Genomic DNA, 18956 nt, shown 5'->3' with positions numbered 1-18956 from the left:
CGTGTCCACGAATCCGCCATCCAATCCCGGTAGGCACCGAGGCGTGGAGCACACCGCGTCCGACCCGTCCGAACCGTCCACCGGCCCGATCGACTCCCGCTTCACCGCGAGAGCGGCCGGTCTCGGTGGCCGCCACGACGGGATCGCGCCTGCGGCCAACGAACTCGGCCTCCAGCGGCGCAGCGGTGTGACACCGCACCGCGGCTGGCGGAAGCTCCTGCACCGCTTCACCGGCGGCCTACTCAACCCCGGTGAGTCGTCCGCACGGGTCAACGAACAGGCGCTCGTCGAGCGGATCAACGCACCGGTGCGGGGCTCGTACAGCATCGCGGTGCTCTCGCTCAAGGGTGGGGTGGGCAAGACGACGACCACGGTCTGTCTGGGTACCACGTTCGCGTCGCTGCGGGGCGACCGGGTGATCGCCGTCGACGCGAATCCCGATTTCGGGACGTTGGCGCAACGGGGGCCGAATCAGACTCAATCCACCGTGCGCGATCTCATGGCCGACGGCGAGCTGATGCGCTACTCGGACATCCGTCGGCACACTTCGCAGAGCTCGAGCCGACTCGAATTCGTGGCCTCCGAGCGGGATCCGGCGATCTCCGAGTCCTTCTCCGAAGAGGACTACCGCGTCGTCCACGACATCCTGGATCGCTTCTACAACATCATCCTCACCGATTGCGGTACGGGCCTGACGCATTCGGCCATGCGAGGTGTCTTGGACACCGCCGACGCGCTGGTGGTCGTGGCATCACCCGCCATCGATTCGGCACGCAGCGCCCTGGCGACTCTGGACTGGCTGCACTATCACGGTTACGCCGAGCTGGTTGCCAGGGCCACCGTGGTACTCAGTTCGGCCCGCCCGGGGGGCGTTCCCATCGATCTCGACCAGCTCAGTCGACACTTCGAGTCGAGGGTGCGCTCGGTGTTCGCCGTCCCCTACGACCAGCATCTCGCCGAGGGCGGTGAGATCGTGCAGTCGGCGATGAACGAGAAGACCCGCCAGCAGTACATGAACGTCGCTGCCTCGATGGCCGATGCGTTCGGCCACAAGCGCCACCGCGCCGACGGCCTAATGCCCCGATAGGCCGACGCCGCGGCCCCCGGAGTCGTCCTGACGTCGATACGGCGTAGGGGTCGCGCTGCCGTGATCGGCGCCGGGTATCGCCGGCCCGGCCGGGGCGGCGGCGGACCCGGGATGGCGTGCCGGCGGCGGCGAGTCGCCTGCGCCGTACTGCAGGTACCTGGCCTGGAGGTCCTCGAAGGAGTGGGTCGTCGCGCCGCTCCCGGTCCCCGCCGCGCGGGCCGGTGCGGCCGCCGATGCCCGGCCGTCGCCCGCCCCCTGGCCCGCCGTGCTCTGCGTCGCCGCCGATCGTTGATAATGCGCCGCATAGGCCTGATAGGCGAGCGTGAGATTGGCGTAGGCCGAGTAGTCCGGCATATGGTCGCTGCGTCCGCCGGATTCGGTGTACTCGTCGTGCTGTAGCAGTGCCCCGACTGCAGCCAGTGACTGCAGCCCGTCGAGCACGGTGATCGCGACGAGCGTCCAATCCACCCCACCGGACGTGACGCAGGTCGTGACAGCGGCGAGGAACGCGGTCACCGCCACCGGAGCGACGAGCCAGCCATGCACCCGCTGCCGGGGCAGTAGGCCGACGGCGGCGATGCCCGCGGCCAACACCGGCAGGTGTACTGGAATGCCAAGCGACACGGGTGAAAAGAAATCCACCCCGTAGGCGGCCAGGCCGAGCACCACCACCGCGGCCCACAACGAACCACGAAGACGGTTCCTCTTCGAGCCCGCCTCGATCGCCGAGGAGGTCCAGTCGAAGAAGTCGGCGGGACCGGCATGGACGGGATGCTCCGGCGGATTCGTCATGAAGGCCCTCCTGCTGGAATCGGCGTCGCCGATCCGACATGCCGAACGACGGGCTTGAGAAATCGCATCTCGTCCTCCGTCGCCACCATCGTGACGACGGTGGACCCCGCCGCGGTGCCGACGCGCACCAGGTCGCGATCGTGATCGAGCAGGACCAGGCTGACGTCGGCCTCCGTTGAGGGCACGGCGTGAGCCGGGCGAACCACGACGGCTGTGCCACCGGTGGATGCCGGACGTTCGGATGTGCCGTCGAACACCACGACCGAACGATCGCGCTCGGACGAGGTCGCGTCTGTGGCGTCGCCCCCGGCCTCTTCGTCGCCCAGGACGCGTAGGCGATCCCGATCGCCGACCTGGTTCGCCATCACCTGCCAGGACGAGGGCCGGCGAGTGCGCACGTGGACACGGGCGCCCAGGGCGATCGATCGCAACACCACCTGTTGCGCCAGATGCAGTGTGCCGCAGATCTCCACCCGATCAACCCCAGGACCGAACAGCGGAAGAGCGATGGCACGCCCGTGATGATCGGCCCCGATCACCTGTCCGCAGCCCGAAACCGGCAACAGCAGGTCGTGGAGTTCCTGCTCGCTAGCGCCGACCACCCAGTGCCGCACGGACCGTCGCGGCGCCGGTATCGGCAGGGTGTCCGCCAGTGCGGCGTACTGACTACCCGGAAGGGGGCCCAGGCCAGCGAGGTCGAGACGGATCTGCTGGTGATCGGCGAACCGCACCAGGCCACGCAGCTGTAGTAGTCGGTTGCGATCGGTGCGCCGCAGCGACACGCAGACCGTGGTCGAAAGACTGGGAACCGACCACAATCGGCCCAGGGAGGCATTCGTGAACGACGCGGGCTCGAAGACGAAACTCCGAAGCTGGAGTCGCCTGTGGCGGCAGGTGAGCCATTCCTCGTCCACCTCGTCGAGGTCGGCTCCGTGAGCCAGATCCGCGGCGGCATCGGTCATCTCGCTCGCCGTCGCGAGCTCCGGGTGCAATCCCGCGTCGGCCAGGCGATTGGCGACCCGCCGAGTCGCCGTGGAGGCCGTGCGCACGATGCCCTGCCAGTCGCCGCCGCGTCGCCGGATCGCATCTGCACACAGCGTGGGGTCGAAGCGGACCACCACCCACACCGATCGCCGGGCGATGGCCGGGAGCGGCCCCAGAACGGCGTCGTAGATCGCCGCTATCCGGCTGCGGCCGTGAGACCTGGATCCCTGGCTCACCACGTCGATCGACGCCAGCGCGATCCCGAACTGTTCCAGACACTCGGCCAGTACGGCCGCCGACACCGATTCACCGGAGACCACGGACGCCGGTTCCAGCACGGTCATCGTCTGCGGGTTGGCCCCGATGCGCAGGACAGAGACGAGAACCTCCCCGTCCCAGCGGAATCCGATCTTCGTACCGTCGGTTTGATCGGCGTCGAACGGCTCGTGTGACGGTGGGGGACGTCTGCGCCGCCGCCGTCTGTCGTGCAGGAAGGCGACCCGATCCCGGACCGCGCCGACGATCGACTGCCCGCGGACCGGTATGACGACCGCCGCCGTCGCGGCGGCGGCTGCGGTTGCGAGGTACGAGCCGGACACGTTCAGTAGAAGCGCCGCCGCGAACCCCGCGAGCGCAGCGCATTGCACGACCAGTAGACCGGGCAGCGGCAGTACCCGTTGGGGCGCGATGGCCGCGGACTTCGAAAGTCGCGAGCGCGCAGCGGCGTCCGGCCGTGCCGATGACGGATCCAACCCCGGTCTCCGCCACGTCATGCGGGAACCCGCCAGCCGGGGACGCGCCGCTGGCGGGCGTCTTCAAGGAATTCCAGGGCCAGGACATGTGGCGTCCGGGAGACGACCGCCACGACTTCGCGGTCGAGCCTGGGGCTCAGCGGTCGCGCTACCCCCACGCGGAGGGAGTGCAGTACGGATACCGGGACGATGGTCACCCCGAGTCCGGCGATGGCCAGCTGCGCAGCGGTATTGGGGCTGCGGGTACGGACCATGGGCTTGAGGACGACGTCGTGGAGTGCGGCGTGTCGGTCGATCCACTCGGCGAACGGATCGGCTGGGTGGTAGTGCACGAACGGCTCGGTGCTCAGTTCCGTCATGGCCACGTCCGGCCCATCGGCGAACCGATGCCCCAACCGTGCCAACACGACGACGTCTTCTTCGCCCAACATGGTGACCAGACCGGTCGTGCGGGCGTGATGCGCTCCGATCGCGACGTCGGCCCGGTCCTCGTCGATCGAAGCCAGGGCGGCCGCTGAATCGGTGAACTCCATCAGATCGAGTTGGACGTCGGGCCGCGCCGCGCGCCAACGCCTGAGGATCGGCGCGAGCAGCCAGGCCGTCATCGTCTCGTCGCAGGAGATGCGCAGCCGGTCACCGGCCTCGCCGCCCACCCGCCGCCCCACGGTGACCGCCTGCTCGGCAGCACGCAGAGCGATGCGCGCCTCCTCCGCAGTGGCACGCCCGACGGCGGTGACGCGCACGCCTCGCCGCTGCCGCTCCACCACGGGAGCGCCGAGTTCCTTCTCCAACGACGCGATCTGATGCGACAACGCCGGTAAGGACAGTTCCAACGCCGCCGCCGCGGCACTGATCGAACCGTGCTCCACCAATGCGACGAGGCATTGGAGTGCCCGCAGCGTCGCCATGCCGTGAACCGTAGCTGACACGACCTTCAATGAAACTAATCGCATTCTTGCGCAGTATTTCTCGGAAGCCGTGCACCTATTGAGCCGCAGCGTCATCGGGTGTAAACGGGGCCGAATCCACGCACCGACGCAGGCTCAGTCGACGCCGCGGAGCACCCCGTCCTCGTCCACGGAGTCGAGGAACTCCTCGAAGTCCATGTTGCCGATCCTCAAGTTGTTCTCGGGCATCCAGGCGGCCGAGGGGATGACGCGGAAGGAGCTGGGCACCAGCGCTGCTTCCTCGGAGTCGTCCTCGGCGGCGTAGCCGACGACCAGGATCGAAAGTTCGGGATCGGACGTGGTTCGTGAATCGGCCACGTAGAACGTCTCGTCCGGCAACAGCGCGATGAGCTCGTCGACATCGGTGCCATCCAGGGCCCGCTCGTCGACGAAGTCGAAGAAGCCGACGAATCCGTCGTCGGGCGTGGGCTTCTGCACTGCTTGACACACCGCACGCCAGGCCTCGTCGTCGGTGAAATCCAGCCGGATCAGCAACGAGTCCTCAAGCGGCAGATCGAAGTTCCTGCTACCCAACTGCACACCCATGTCACCATCTCCCTTGCGATAGTCGGCGTCCGCGCGGATCGCCAAAGCCGGCCGCGTTATCGCGGCGGTGCGGCCGCGATGGCCTCACGCGCCGCGCGGTACAGGTCGAGGCGCGAGTACACCCCGAAGGCGTTGCCGTCATCCAGGAAGCCGCCGCCCGGACCCAGCGTGTCGGTGAGGATGGCATCGGCCCGTTCGAGCGAGAGATAGGGATACGCCGCCGTCAGCAGGTATCCGGCCTCGGGAGCGATCTTGCCGACATCGACCTCGGCGTCAGCTTGCTGCGCGTGGACGACCGGCAACCCGTAGGTCTGGGTGGTCTCGACGAATGCGGCGCTGGCGTCGGGGTTGGCGAAGCGACTCCGGTCGTCGTCCGCACACACCGCCACCGGGTGCCCGCATGCGCCCGCCAGGGCTGACGTGAGGTCTGATCGCGCCGCGGTCAGCGCCTGTTGGAAGTCGTCGATCCGGACGCCGCCCCGCTCGACGCCGACGTAATGGGACTTGTTCGCCAGCAACTGTGCGACGTCGTAGGTGGCCAGCGTCCTACCCCCGAGTACGTCCATCGCGTAGTGCGCGCCGATGATGATGCGGTTGTTGCCGTACTCGGCGGCACGCGCCATCATCTCCGGGTAGCGCTCGGGCACCAACAACGCCAACAGCAGAGATTCGGTGTATCCGTGCGTGGTGTGACCGCTGGGATAGGACGGGCTGTCCACCAGATTCTGGGCCGGACCGCGTAGCCACGTTTCGTTGTCGGAGTCGTCGCCGAAGAAGTCCTTTCCACTGAAGGTGAGTAGGTGCGGTTCGGTTTGGAAAGGACGGGAATTTCCGTGGCTGTCGGCGTTCTCGCTGCCGGCAGGCGTGTTGTAGGCCCTGCCGAAGACGTCGGTGACTCCGCCCACTTCCCGCATGATCGCCATCTCCGCTGCGCCGACGGGCGTCGTCCCGTCGGTCGTCGCGTTGGCGAAGAAGTACTTGCCCGCATTGGAATCCGCCTTGGTGGTGGCCGAGGTGAATGCGATCAGGTCGGCGACGGCGGGCGAGACATTGGTGTAGCCGACCTTCCCGTCGTCGCCGCGGGTGTACGACGTGACCGTCTGGTACGAGTCACCCAGACTGGTACCCAGACCGTCGGCCAGCTCGAACGCGTTACCGTCCGTGATGAAGGCGTCGCGCAGTGCCAGTTGCTGTTGCTCGGTGAAGGGCAGCAGCGTCGGCTGGCCGTTCGTTCCGTTCTGGATGGCGCCGGTGACTTCGAAGTTGCGCGCCAGCGCGGCGCGACCGGCGTCGGTCGTGTTGAGCGCACTCACGGGCACCAGGCCGCGAAGGGCGCGCATGCTGGTCGTGTCCTGAGCGTTGGCCGTGCCGGTGCTCACCAACACGCCCAAGCACACGACCGCGCCCAGACCCATTACGCGTATTCTCACGGAAGCTCCGAAACATGTCGAGGGGACGGCTGAGAGGTCAGCCCGGGAGGACTCGAGCGCTCGTCGCGCACTACTGTTACTCAACCACGCGCAAAGACGCTGGGCGAGAATACGATAAGAAACACCGACGAGTCATTCGCGAGACGACGGGTGCCACTAAAGATCCATTCATGTGCAGCGGCAAGAAGACGCCCGACGGCGCGTAGGTTGATCCCCACCCTCCGTTCGAGAAAGGCGCAGTCGTGCAGCAGGTTACGGGTAACAAGCCGTGGCGTTGGGCGAAGTCACGCGAGTCGCATCAACAGATGGCCGACATGATCTACGGTTACTTCGCCAGTCAGATCGTCCGCACCTTCGTGGAACTGAGCATCGCCGATCACCTCGCGGACGGCCCGCGGAGCACCGACGAGATCGCCGAGCGGACCGGCGCCGAGCCGGTGGTCGTCGCGCGTTTGCTGCGGACGGGAATCGTCTACGGGCTCATCGAGGTCGACGCTGACGGGCGTCATCATGGGACTCCGTTGACGGAGACCCTGCAGTCTTCAGCACCGCGATCTCTGCGCGGGATGGCGCTCGGAGCCACCAACAACTCTCACTGGACGCCGTGGTCGGGCCTCCCCGGTGCGGCGCGAACAGGACAGTGCCAAAGTGAGGCGAAGCTGGGGATGCCCAGTTTCGACTACCTGGCGCAGAATCCCGTGGAGGCCGAGGAGTTCACTGCCTACATGGAGAGTTTGACCGGTCTGTGGGCCATCGACCTCGCGCGCGTCATCGACACCGAAGGAGTCGGGCTGGCCATCGACGTGGGGGGTGCCAACGGCGCTCTGCTTCGGGAGCTTCGAGTCGCCAACCCCGGCCTGCGCGGCGTCGTCTTCGACCGTCCTGACGTCGCAACCGCCGTGGCGCCGGTGGTCGCGGAGTCAGGGGAGAGCGACCACATCCAGGTCATCGGAGGCGACTTCTTCGAGGGTGTGCCCGCCGGCGATCTCTATCTGCTGAAGTTCATTCTGCATGACTGGGACGACGACCGGTGCGTTCAGATCCTCTCCCGTTGTCGTGAGGCGATGCGGCCCGGCGCTCGAGTCGTGATCATCGAGATGATCGTCGGGGAGAGCAACGATCCCGGCGTCGCAGCGCTGATGGACCTCAACATGCTGGTCGTCACCGGCGGCAGGGAGCGTTCCATCACCGAGTACGACGAACTGTTGAAAAGGGCTGGTCTGCAACGTATCTCGGTATCCAACGACAGTCCTCCGCAGGGAGTTATCGAAAGCGTCGCGCTCTGAGTGACCGCCGTCGTGCGACTGTCTTCTGAAGCCCCGCGGTACGGACGTCAATACGGTGACATTCGATCTGTCTATTCCAAAGGGAAACAATTCGCATATGTCGGAGGCTGTGTCGGGTCCTCCCGCGACCTAACATGGGGAGCAACGAAGCGGGGGAGGGCTATTCGTCCTTGCTCCTCGATCTGAAGTCCGTGAGCCACCAGGTGAATGGAGTGTCCTGTGCGCAGCGAGAATTGCTGGTACGCAACGTGAACGCGACAACGTGTTGTCCGCAAAGAAAAGACGTCGTCGTGTTCGCGGCGGCGGGGCCCGCTCGCGCAGGTGTTCGCCATGGCTGATGTGTCATCCCCGGCTAACGCGCACGCGCTGAGTCCCACCAAGCACGCGAGCATCCCCGCGGCAGCGCCCGCGCCCGATCCCCACCCACTCATCAACGCACACGAAGCGATTCTCGGTGACTATCTGAATCGGCCGGTCAGCGACATCCTTTCACGTCTGGGATTACCCGCGTCCGGCGCTGCGCCGTCACCGGCTGCTCCGCCGCCGGCCCCCGAGCAGGGTGCGAGCAATACCGACGTCCCCCCACCCGCTGGTGGCGCCCAGACCCCGTTCGACCCCATGCAGTTGATCCAACCGGTTACCGACGCGCTCGGCACCCTGGGCTCGGGTCAGCTGGGCGGCATGGACCCGACGCAGATCTTCGGCGGTCTCTCGCAGGCTCTGCAGTCGGCGGCACAGTCGATCGGACCGGCCGTCTCACAGTTGGCTTCGGTGTGGCAGGGCGCCGCCGGAACGGCCGCCACCGGCAAGGCGGTGACCGCGATGGAAGACGGCGCCAAGGTGGCCAGCCAATCCGGTCAGCTGAGCCAGAGCGTTACGGCCGTGGCGGCGACGGTGGCCCAGGCCCGAATGCGCCTGATGACCATCATCTCCGAGTTCACGGCGAAGATCGCAGCCATCGGCCCGAACATCGTCTTCCCGTGGGGCATGGCGGCAGCGATCCAGGCGGCTAACGAGGCCGTCACCGAGACCGACGAGGTGATCACCGAAACGCAGGGCACCGTCGCCACCCACGCCGCACACGTGGCCGGCGTGGGCAACCAGGTGCCGGTGAACGCCGTGGCGAACGGCGCAGGTGAAGCCTCGATGACGGGGGCGCGGTCCGCGCTGGCGGCTCCAACCGGTGCGATCGCCGGCCAGGGGCTATCCGGGGCGTTGGGGCCGATGATGCAAGCCGCCACCGGAATGATTTCGCCGATCATGCAAGGGGTGGGCGCCGCGACCGACGCCACTCGAAGCGGTGGTGCGGCGGCGCGTCCGCCCGACGGTGGTCAACCTCCGCCGCCCAAAGTCGACGGCGCAGCGGCGATCCCACCGCGCGGGATCGGGGCCGGTCCCGGACTCGGGCATCGCGGTGCCGAGATCACCCCCGCGCGGTCGACGTCGTTGTCCGCGCCCCACGGCGACAGCACCAGCCCGCATGTCACCCGCGGTGCCACGGCGGTGGAATCGGCCGGGCTGGGCGGAATGCCGATGGGCGGAATGCCGATGGGACAGCGCACGTCCGGGGGCAAGGACACCAACCACAACGCCGCGTCGTTCCTGCACACCACCGACCAGGGCGACGCGCTGGTCGGCGACGACACCGCCGAGGTGGGCCCTGCCGTCGTCGGCGAGGCGGTCAAGTCTCGACCAGATGTTGATTTGCGGATTTAAACAACACGAAGGGAGTTCGAAGATGGCGAACAACGATGGACTTCAGATGCAGCCGACGGAGGTGTCGGACGCGGCCAGGCAACTCGACGACTTGGCCAATCGCATCGACGACCTGATGGCTACCGAACGGTCCAACCTGGCTACGACGCCGGCGGGTCGCGACGAAGTGTCGACGCACGCGGCGACGACCCTCGAGGCCGTGTCGACGTCGTTCGGAGAATCGATCGACCAAGGCATCGTCGAGCTACGACAGGTGGCGGCGACACTGCGTGCCCACACCGATTCCGTGATGGCGGCCGAAGAGGGCTTCGCCGTCTGAGAGACGGCTCGACAAGGGACGACCAGGCGCCGGAAGGAGGTAACGACATGGCATTCACCAGTGTTTCGTGGGAGTCGCGTAGCGCCGAAGTACTGGCTCGGGACTTGACCGAGGGCTCGGGCCCGACGTCGATCGGGCAAACCGGCGCAGCCTGGGTGCGCGTGGCCGACGAATTGGCAGCCATTCACAACGATTACGTCGCAACCGTCGCAAAGATCAAGAGCGCGTTCGTTTCCCAGGGCGGAGACGCCGTAGCGCGAAAGCTCGACGACTTCGGTCAGTGGCTTGCGGCCGCGAGTCTCAGTGCGGCGGGCAACGGCGAGCAGGCCGAGCAGTCCGCGGTGGCCTACAGCGTCGCGGTGTTGGCGATGCCGAGCGTTTCCGAGGCCGTTCAGGCCAGGACGGTCAGCGATATCATGGGTTCACTCGCGGCTTACAACGGTGCCGTTCTCGACGGACGCTTCGCCGAATTCGACGAAGCCGCAACGCGGACGCAGGCCAATGCGGCCGCCGTGATGTATCAGTACGAGGATGCGAACAGCGCGCTGGCCGCGCCCTGGTTGCAGCCCCCGCCGCCCGACGTGTGCACCAGTAGAGCGTTGGATGCGGAGCGCGCATCGGACACGAACGCGGAAGACGCCGCCGCCGGCGGTGGTGCAGGCGGTACGTCGGGAATGCCCGCGCCAGCACCAATCCCGCTGGCCCCCTTTCGCTCTCAAGCTGTGGCGGGCACCTCCACCAAAGCCGTCACCTCCAGCACCGCCGCCAGTGGCGCCACGTCCGGCGGAGCGGGCCTCGGCGGTGGATACGGACCGATGGGGGCCATGGCCCGAGGCTCCGCTGACCGCGAACACCATTCGTCGATCGTGGGCGGACCGGCCGACGGTGGTGCAGAGTCGGGATCCTCGTTGTCGTCATCCGACGCGTCGTGGATACCGGTCACGTCGTCCCATGACGCGCCGTTCGTGAACGTGAGTTGGGATGCCACGGGATTCGACGACGGCCTCGCCGCCGGCGGACCCGACGTGGACCAGTTCGCCCACCAGCAGGGCTCGACGCTGGAGCAGGTGTCGGATCACTGGGCGGCCCCGGCGGTCATCGGCGCAGACAGGGAGCTGACGTTGTGACAACCGCCCTTGCGCCCGAGTTCACCCTCACCGTGGATGAGTGTGCCGCCGCCGCAACACTGGTCGGTGTGGACACGCTTCCGGTGGTACTGGCGATTCCGAGAGGTCGGCGACAGCCGGTGGTCGTCGACCGCGCGTGCCGAGCTCTGCGGACGGCCAAGCTCCTCGACGGTGACGCGGTTCATCCCGATCTGGCAGGCATCCTGCAGACACTTCGCCGGCCGGACCGCGAGTTGGCGATGCGGTTCGTGACGCCCGATGGCTTCGTCCGCATCACCGTCGCCCGTCGCGGCGACGCGTGTGCACTCGGACGACGAATCGGCGACGACGTCGTCCTTCGAGCAGTCGGCTCGGACGTCGGCGCGACCAAGGCGGCATCGTTACTGCTGGCCCAATTGCCGAAGGCACGGGCCGCTCTCGTCGCCTCGGTGGGTGCGCCGCTGACCGAGATGGCCGAGCGCCTATCCGGAACCCACGACTCGCTCGAGTTGGCGGATTCCATCCGCGCCATGGGAGTGGAGCCGGCCACCGCGATGACCTTGGGCGCCGCGCTGGGAGCTCGCGAGGCGTTCGCCGAAGTCGTCTACCACGCGATCACCGACTTCGAGGACAGGATGGCGCGCTGCCCCGGTGCCGTCGCCGTCTTCTACACCAGGCGGGGTCGAATCATATCGTCGCCCAGTGCATCCCCGAGCGGTGAGTTGTGGGCGACGCTGAAAGCGGGAACGGATCACGCCTTCACCCAGGCGATCGAGCAGCTGGTCGAGCTGTCCCCTCAACGTTGGACTCCGTCCATCGGAACAACAACGTGGAATTAGACCGGGAACGTCCCGGTCTGGCCACCACCAGGAAAGGAAGAGCGACACCAAGATGACCGTTTCACTCACCCCAGCGGACGCCGACGCCAAGATCTCCCAGATCACCGACGCGCGCGATCAGGCCGTCGCGAAGATGCGCCAGATCGAGGACACGCAGCAGGCCATGCTGGCGGCGGCCTGGATGGGCCACAGCGCCACCAACTACGGCAAGACCTCGGCCCAACAGCACGAGGACTTCAACCAGATCATCAACACCCTCAACGACGTCGTCGAAAAGGGTTCGACCCACATCCGTTCGATCTCCAACCAAGACAACAACTAAGGAGCCCGCCCCTCATGACCGAGATCCAGTACAACTTCGCCCAGAACCATCAGTCAATCGGTGACGTCGCGCACAACATCAACGCCATTCAGGAGGTGCGGACCGACATCGACAACGTGTTCACCACGCTGCTGACGGTGTACGAAGGTGACGGCGCAACCGCACTGAATCAGGCACACCAGAAGGTCAGTGCAATGCTCGACGACGCCTTGAACGACGTGTCCAACACTCAGAAGTTCGCGCAGGACCAGCAGGACGCCATGCAGTCCCTGGACCGGGCCAACGCCGCAGCATTCTGATCGGAGGCTGGGCCCGGCTCAGTGCCGGGCCCAACCTACGATCGCCACCACGACGAGAGAGATCACGTGAGCGACACCTCCTCCGGAAGCGATGACAAGCCCGATTCCGACAACTCCGGCAATAGCACTCCGCCTCCGGGTACTGGGACGCCAGCCCCCGGCGTCGGCACGCCGCAGCCGGGCGCGGGAGGTGGCCAGAAACCGCCGGGCGCCCCGTCGAATATCGACGACCTAGGCACCGTGATCAACGACTTGGCGAAGCACGGCAAGCCGGACGTGAAGCTCAACGAGGCCACCAGAAAGTGGTACGTCGATACGATCAATTACTACAGAGGTCTAGTCGAAACTCAGCATCAGCGGATCTCCCACCCCCCGGAGGTGGGGCGAGTCGGAAGTCTGGGTTCGGCGATCCAAACCGCCAAGAACCTCGAGAACGACGTGACTGGTCACGACGGAATTCAGAAAACCATGACCAACTACCTAAACTATTTGGACGCCTTCGTCAATACGGTGAACGCGGCCGCTGACCGAATCATCAAAAACAGCTGAATCAGCCTCGTCGGCTGCCAGGCGCTGAAGGAAACGGGTTATGGGTGGTGACAAGCGGTTCGGAGCCGACAGAAAAGCCGACAACAAGAGAGCCGGCAACGACGCCACCGGAGCCGGCGGGGTCACGGGTACGGACTGGACCGGCACGTGGCACGGGGACGACATTAAGGATTTCGAGTCGAGCGCCCACGATCTGAAGGCCAGCTCGGGTGCACCGAATCCGGTAAATCTCTTCATGGAGGACTTCAGCACCGTCTCATGGGACGAGATGTACACCCACTTTCAGGATGTCGACGGTGATGTGGCCTCAGCGCGTGGTGCGCTGTTTCGTGACGTTGCGAAGGAACTGAACGGCGTGCACGAGGACATGACCAACTGGCTGGCGGGTCTGAAGGGCGAAACCGTAAACCAGTGGGAAGGCAAGACCCATGACGCAGCAATGGCCAATCTGACTCAGTCACTCGTCGAGTTGGACGCCATGTCCAAGGGCTCGGACACCCTGGGGATCCTGTTGGAGGCGTTCGACAAGACGATGTTTCAGACCAAGTGGTACTTCTCCGACCACAACAACTTCGACAAGTGGTGGATGCGGCTGCAGTTCCCGCATTCCTGGGACGTCATCGACGCTGCGTTCGACGATTTGGCTACCGCCGTGATGAACAAGATCTACAAACCCAACACCCAGGCCATCGCGGACGCCAACCCAGCCTTCAGCTCCGCGCAGAAAATCACCACACCGTCGGATGGTCCCAAACCGCCACCGACGAATTCCGGGCCGCAACCAGACCCGAAGGACATTCCGAAACCAGACCCGAAGGACATTCCGCAACCGGACCTGAAGATCGATCCGCCGCCGAAGATCGACCCGCCACCACCGTCCATCTCGGGAGCGCCGCCGAACATCGGTCCGCTGCCCGACATGGCGCCCAACAACGACATCGCCGGGCCGCCGGGAGGTGGTCCCGATCTCGGTGGACTACCAGCACTGGGAGATCCGGGGAAGAACCTCAACGGTCTCGATCTGTCCGGCGGACCGAACGATCCTTCTCCTGGCGGCTTGCCGGGTGGGCTCGGCGATCCGTTGGCCGACCTGCCCGAAGGGCCAGGGGGCCCGAACGATCCGTCATCCGGCGGCTTGCCGGATGGCCTCGGTGATTCGTTGGCCGACCTGGCCGATGGGCCCGGCGGACCGGACGACCCGTCGCTGGCAGGATCGCCGGGCGGGCCCGACGGGGGCTTGAACACGCCGTTGCCCCCCGGCCTGCTACCAGGTTTGCCCGGAGGGCCGGACGACCCGTCGCTGGCAGGGCTTCCGGGTGGTGTTCCGAATGACCTGTTGTCCGGGACCACCGGCAATGGCGGGTCGGCGATTCCGCCGGCTGGTCTGCCCCCCGGACTGATCGATCCGAACACGGGACTGCCCGCCGGACTGGGCGATCCAAGCAAGAGCCTGCCCGGCAAGGGCGGCACGGGGAGCCTCAAGCCACCCGGCGGACCAGGGTCGGTGAACCCCGACGCGGATCTCTCCGGCGATCTCCCCCCTGGAGTCATCGACCCGCGAACGGGCCTGCCCGCAGGGATCTCCGATCCCCAGACGGGTCCGCTGGCCGGTCTCGGCGGCGACCCCGGAAACCTCCTCGCGAACCACGGTGCCGGTCTCGGCGGTTCTCCAGGGGTCTCCAATCCCGCAGCGGGACTGGCCAATCAGGCCTCGTCCGGGCTGGGTTCGGTTGGCGATGCCCTCAAACAGGCCCTCGGCGGCGGGCACACACCGTCCGGTACTCCGCCCGGTATGCCGGACTTCGCCGGCAAACATCCGAGCGGGCTACCGGACGCCAGCGCGATCGGACCGCACGGCGGAGGAGGCGGCGCGGGTGCCGGAATCGGTCCGCACGGGGCCAACGATCTGGCACGACCGGCCGGGGTGCCAGTGGCGACTCCCACCGCCGGAGCGGCCGCGCAACCGATCAACGGGGCAGGGGGCCCACTCGGTGGAGGCGCGAGCGGAGCCCAGTCGGGTGGTGCACCCTTGGGAGGGGGCGGTGGCGGGGGCCAGCGCGGCCCGACCGGCAAGGAGCACAAGGCCAATAAGGCGTTGCGGCGCAAAGCCAACGGTGAGGAGCTCATCGGTGATGTCGATCCGGTTGTTCCCGTTATCGGGGACGACGGCACCGAAAACGGGCCCGAACCGGCTAGCACTCCGGCCCCCTCGGCTCAGACGACTCCGCGGGTACCGCAACGGGCCGCTTCCCGGCCACTCACGCGGGTGCCCCAGGGCCAAGTCACGGGCGGAGTGTGACATGACCAGTCGGCGGCGCGCCGAATGCGGCGACGCGGTACGCATTCGGCGGATGGTGGCGGTGGTGTAGGTGAGCTCGGTATTGGTGGAGGAAGTGGGAAGTCTCGATCTCGTCGACCTCGATGCGCTCAACAAGTTGCACGGTGGAGGCTTCCTACCCTTTCCGCTGAGGTTCACCAGACCCGGTCGCTTCGCGAGCGCGAACGAAGCGGAGGCCCACGCCGCCTCGGTATCGGATCGCTTCCGGCACGGCGACTTGAGGACGTTCACGCAGTGCGTCACCGCGTATTCGACGGCCGACATCCGGGTGGAGTGCCATGTCCAGCACATACCGGCGGACATCCCGTGCGGACGTGTACTCGCCTACCGGGCAGAGCAACTCGGCTTCTTAGTCACGCAGCAACCCGAGCAGGACGTGGTCGACGTGTACACGGTGTCACCGTACGACCTCGGTGCCGCCATCGCGGAGGCGGTTCCGTTGGCCGAGCCGGGTGGGCACCATGCCATCGTGGTACCCGAATACGCACCGCGGACTGAGGATGTCTTCGACAGTGACGAGTTCGTGATCGGCGACAGGCGCGCTACGTCGACGGAGGTGCTGGTACCGGCGGCTGAGGTCGTGGTCTACTCGATGATTCAGAGTCACTGGCAGCCCGCGAAGAAGTGGGGACGGGATCCGAGCAAGCCAGCGCTCATCTGGGTCGGCGTGGACGGCGATGGCGATTACGTGTACGCCGACGACCAGTCGCACGCGACTCCGATGACGAGACGGCTGCTGCGCGAGAGGATCGACGCACTCATCGCCGATGACATCGAAGCTCTGCGCGAGTACCGCGATTACTGACCCGCGACGCCGATCCGCGGCGTCGACGACGAATTGGCTCAACGAAGGAGGAGATGGACTATGACGGGATCGTTCGGTGGCGCAACCGATGAATTCAGAGTGTTGCAGCAGAGTCTCGAGGAATACGGCGATGTGTTCGCAGGCACGTGGAGTTCCACGAAAGACGAGATCCGCGCTTATGGTTCGCCGGAGGACGCAATTGGAAACGAGCAGCACGAATTTCTGGAGCAGTACAAGGAACTGTTTGAATTCGTAGACAGAACCTTCAGTGCCGATAAGGAGTTCTTCGACCAACTGGCAAAGATGGCCGGCACGGCGGGCAAGCAGTTCGCAGCGCAGGACGACACGGTGCCCTCCGCGCCAATCGATACACCTGCGGCACGCCCGGGGGGTCGAGGCAGTCGACCTCAGTAGTAGTTGATTTCGCGGTGTGCTGTAGATGTCAGCAGACGGTGGGAAACCGCCCTCGCGAGATAATGGAGATGGAGAAAGGTGTCAATGATGTTGTCAGTCGTTCCCGCAGGATTGGACGCGTTCGCCGCCGCTAACCAGGCTGCAGCAGAGCAGATTTCGAGCGCCAGCAGCGCTGATGCTGCGGCGATGTTGGGTGCGGTTGCCGCAGCAGTCGGCCCGATTGGAGCACCGTATCTGGTGGCGTACGCTCCGGCGCAAACGAACAATCTGGCAAGCGGGCTGATGGTGGCCGGCGCACACGCCGCCATCGGTGAGCAGACGGTGGCATCTCGTGCGTCCTTCGTAGCCCTCGACGACGCATGACCGGACCGGGGAATCACAACGAGGAGTGGTATCGCGAGATGGACAACGACGCATTAAGGCATGACGTCACCGAGATCACCGCAATGGTCGAAGACCAGATGCGCGAGATTGCGGCCGTCCAAGCGAAGCGAGCGGCGCTGTCCGCGACGGGAACCTCGGCTGATGGACTGGTCGAGGTGACCGTCGACGCTCAGCGGGCCGTCACCGACACCGTGATCGACGAGCGTTACCTCGAGGAGTTCGAATTCGAGGATCTAGCCCAACACGTCACTAAAGCTGCGCGCGCCGCTGTGGAACGTGTCGACGCTCAAACCGCCGAGTTGATCGCGCCGTTGAGTGAACGCCGGGAGTCGACGTCCTTCACGGCGGGAATCAATGCGGTGCCCGAATTCGCAGACATCTTTGCCAAGGCTAGGCAGGCCATGTCAGCGCATCCGCCGACGAGCGCTCAGCCGGGCGACCGTGACTTCGGTGAGGACTCGCGCTTTCCCACCGTGCGCGAGTAGTGACCTCTGACCTCGATGCGGTGTATTCCACTGTGGCGCGGTCAGGACGTGTGTCGCAGTCGGCGGCGTCGGCTGTTGTTGTGGCAACAGACCTGTTGCGCAACGAATTCCGATCGACACGGGGTCACCGAGCGCAGGGCACAATGGTGAAATGCGGCTGTCCGTACTCGATCTGACATTCGTCCGTACCGATCAGTCCAGCCGGGACGCGTTGTCCGTTACGGTTCGTCTCGCCGATACCGCCGACAGGCTCGGCTACACCCGATTCTGGACGGCCGAGCATCACAACACGTCTGCGCTGGCCTCGACCAGTCCGGCGGTGATGATCGCCCACCTCGCTGCCAGGACGTCGAGAATACGATTGGGCTCCGGCGGGGTCATGCTGCCCAATCACCCACCGTTGGTCGTCGCCGAGCAGTTCGCGTTGTTGGAGTCATTGGCTCCCGGCCGCATCGACCTCGGCGTCGGCAGAGCGCCCGGCGGGCGGGATCTGCTCGCGACAGCCGCGTTGCGAGGTGGCCGAAGAGATGACGGCGCCGCGGATACGCTGGGGCAGCACATCGACGACGTCGCCACGATAATGACCGCGGACGGCATGGAACACGAGGCGGGCGACGAACGCGGCCGACTGAGGGCCACCCCGGCTGCGACGAACACGCCCCCGATCTGGGTACTGGGGTCCTCCCCGTCGTCGGCGCTGCTGGCCGCAGACAAGGGCCTGCCCTACGTCTACGCACACCACTTCGGCAGAGGGGGCACCCACGAGGCGCTTTCCCGCTACCGCCAGCACTTCACAGCACGAACGCCGCTTGCGCGGCCTACCGCTGTTCTGACGGCGATGGTGAGTGTCGCACCCAACCGAGCTGACGCCCGGGCGGCGATGGTCCCCGTGTTGTTGCTCTTCGCGAGGCAGGCCGCGGGTCAGCCATTGGGACGCGTGGAACTCGTCGATGACCACGACGTCCGTCTCCCGTTGACGAATTCCGCTGCGCTCGAGCAGTTCAACGCCCACGCCGTTGTCGGCACACCCAAGGAGGCGGCCGAACAACTGCGTGACTTGGCGGCGCGATTCCAAATCGACGAGGTGATGGTGTGCCCCGTCGCATCGGAGCGGCGTGGAACGGATCCGGCGACGGCACCGACAAACGAGTCCACACTCGAACTGTTGGCTCGAGAGCTGTTGTGATTCTGCGTGTGTGATGTCCGCATCGGGACGTGTTCTGTAGTCCCGCAATTCCGGAGGGATCGTGTGATCCCGCGTCAACACTTGGCTGTTGAGGGCGGTCGAGTGACAGTCATTCGGGAATGGTTGTGGGTGGGGCCGGGGTGTATTCGGGTTTTGGTGTGGTGGTGTTCGTTGTGTGCATGTGGTGTGGGGGGTGTGGGGTGAATTGGTAGCTTGGTCGGCGGTTGTGGGGTGTTCGGGAGAGGTGTGGTCGGTTGGCGTCGGGGGCGTCTCCGTGGTGGTGGTGGGTCGTGGTGTGGGTGTGGTGGTGGTGTGGTTGCCCGGTGGTGGTGGGTGTGAGTGTGATGGTGGCCGCGGTGGGGGGCCGGGG

Annotated in this window: 20 protein-coding genes; 15 read left to right on the top strand and 5 right to left on the bottom strand. The window is 66.1% G+C overall.

The annotated features are described in order from the left end of the window. Position 1: 1 nt before the first annotated feature. Complete coding sequence (locus G6N61_RS00810; RefSeq protein ID WP_407666233.1) at positions 2-1087, top strand: MinD/ParA family ATP-binding protein; 1086 nt, start codon at positions 2-4, stop codon at positions 1085-1087. On the opposite strand, the gene G6N61_RS00805 is transcribed toward G6N61_RS00810, so the two are convergent. The 5 genes from G6N61_RS00805 to G6N61_RS00785 form a co-directional block, all read right to left on the bottom strand. After that, positions 1073-1879 (bottom strand): DUF5336 domain-containing protein, encoded by an 807-nt coding sequence (locus tag G6N61_RS00805; RefSeq protein WP_163916306.1) that lies wholly within the window; start codon positions 1877-1879, stop codon positions 1073-1075. The genes G6N61_RS00810 and G6N61_RS00805 overlap by 15 nt on opposite strands. Beyond that, a complete protein-coding gene (eccE, locus tag G6N61_RS00800) occupies positions 1876-3636 on the bottom strand; it encodes a type VII secretion protein EccE (protein WP_163916304.1) in 1761 nt (586 codons plus the stop codon). Before eccE ends, G6N61_RS00805 begins: the two co-directional genes overlap by 4 nt. Next, positions 3633-4523, bottom strand: coding sequence for a LysR family transcriptional regulator (locus G6N61_RS00795; RefSeq protein ID WP_163916302.1), 891 nt, complete (start codon positions 4521-4523; stop codon positions 3633-3635). The genes eccE and G6N61_RS00795 overlap by 4 nt, the downstream gene beginning before the upstream one ends. Positions 4524-4658: 135 nt before the next feature. Next, positions 4659-5108, bottom strand: a complete 450-nt coding sequence (locus G6N61_RS00790; RefSeq protein ID WP_163916300.1) for a DUF6924 domain-containing protein — start codon at positions 5106-5108, stop codon at positions 4659-4661. A gap of 56 nt (positions 5109-5164) precedes the next feature. Then, positions 5165-6538, bottom strand: a complete 1374-nt coding sequence (locus G6N61_RS00785; protein ID WP_235887127.1) for a phosphatase PAP2 family protein — start codon at positions 6536-6538, stop codon at positions 5165-5167. 242 nt (positions 6539-6780) lie between these two features. On the opposite strand from G6N61_RS00785, the gene G6N61_RS00780 reads away from it, so the two are divergent. The 14 genes from G6N61_RS00780 to G6N61_RS00715 all read left to right on the top strand — a co-directional run bounded on the left by G6N61_RS00780 (position 6781) and on the right by G6N61_RS00715 (position 18586). Continuing rightward, positions 6781-7824, top strand: coding sequence for a methyltransferase (locus tag G6N61_RS00780; protein WP_456152511.1), 1044 nt, complete (start codon positions 6781-6783; stop codon positions 7822-7824). Between the two features lie 330 nt (positions 7825-8154). After that, complete coding sequence (locus tag G6N61_RS00775) at positions 8155-9540, top strand: hypothetical protein (protein WP_163916296.1); 1386 nt, start codon at positions 8155-8157, stop codon at positions 9538-9540. Between the two features lie 22 nt (positions 9541-9562). Then, positions 9563-9859 (top strand): PE family protein, encoded by a 297-nt coding sequence (locus tag G6N61_RS00770; RefSeq protein WP_163916294.1) that lies wholly within the window; start codon positions 9563-9565, stop codon positions 9857-9859. Between the two features lie 47 nt (positions 9860-9906). Next, a complete protein-coding gene (locus G6N61_RS00765; protein ID WP_163916292.1) occupies positions 9907-10986 on the top strand; it encodes a PPE domain-containing protein in 1080 nt (359 codons plus the stop codon). Continuing rightward, positions 10983-11804, top strand: a complete 822-nt coding sequence (locus G6N61_RS00760; RefSeq protein WP_163916290.1) for an ESX secretion-associated protein EspG — start codon at positions 10983-10985, stop codon at positions 11802-11804. Before G6N61_RS00765 ends, G6N61_RS00760 begins: the two co-directional genes overlap by 4 nt. A 52-nt stretch (positions 11805-11856) precedes the next feature. After that, a complete protein-coding gene (locus G6N61_RS00755; RefSeq protein WP_163916288.1) occupies positions 11857-12126 on the top strand; it encodes a WXG100 family type VII secretion target in 270 nt (89 codons plus the stop codon). Positions 12127-12140: 14 nt separating this feature from the next. After that, entirely contained in the window at positions 12141-12425 is a 285-nt protein-coding gene (locus tag G6N61_RS00750; RefSeq protein WP_163916285.1) for a hypothetical protein, read from the top strand. Positions 12426-12491: 66 nt separating this feature from the next. Beyond that, a complete protein-coding gene (locus G6N61_RS00745; protein WP_163916283.1) occupies positions 12492-12974 on the top strand; it encodes a hypothetical protein in 483 nt (160 codons plus the stop codon). Between the two features lie 40 nt (positions 12975-13014). Next, entirely contained in the window at positions 13015-15273 is a 2259-nt protein-coding gene (locus G6N61_RS00740; RefSeq protein ID WP_163916280.1) for a hypothetical protein, read from the top strand. Positions 15274-15343: 70 nt separating this feature from the next. Beyond that, the gene (locus G6N61_RS00735) at positions 15344-16117 is read left to right on the top strand and encodes an ESX secretion-associated protein EspG (protein ID WP_163916278.1); all 774 of its coding nucleotides are present in this window, start codon (positions 15344-15346) and stop codon (positions 16115-16117) included. Positions 16118-16177: 60 nt separating this feature from the next. Further along, entirely contained in the window at positions 16178-16531 is a 354-nt protein-coding gene (locus G6N61_RS00730; RefSeq protein ID WP_163916276.1) for a hypothetical protein, read from the top strand. An 87-nt stretch (positions 16532-16618) separates the two neighbouring features. Then, a complete protein-coding gene (locus G6N61_RS00725; RefSeq protein ID WP_235887126.1) occupies positions 16619-16894 on the top strand; it encodes a type VII secretion target in 276 nt (91 codons plus the stop codon). Between the two features lie 38 nt (positions 16895-16932). Beyond that, positions 16933-17400, top strand: a complete 468-nt coding sequence (locus tag G6N61_RS00720; RefSeq protein WP_163916271.1) for a YbaB/EbfC family nucleoid-associated protein — start codon at positions 16933-16935, stop codon at positions 17398-17400. A 151-nt stretch (positions 17401-17551) separates the two neighbouring features. Beyond that, positions 17552-18586, top strand: a complete 1035-nt coding sequence (locus G6N61_RS00715; RefSeq protein ID WP_163916269.1) for an MsnO8 family LLM class oxidoreductase — start codon at positions 17552-17554, stop codon at positions 18584-18586. Positions 18587-18956 lie beyond the last annotated feature (370 nt).

Origin of the sequence: Mycolicibacterium arabiense (assembly GCF_010731815.2) — a bacterium.
Classification (GTDB): domain Bacteria; phylum Actinomycetota; class Actinomycetes; order Mycobacteriales; family Mycobacteriaceae; genus Mycobacterium; species Mycobacterium arabiense.
Note: the sequence above shows the minus strand (reverse complement) of the source record. Positions and strands in the feature narration are given on the sequence as shown.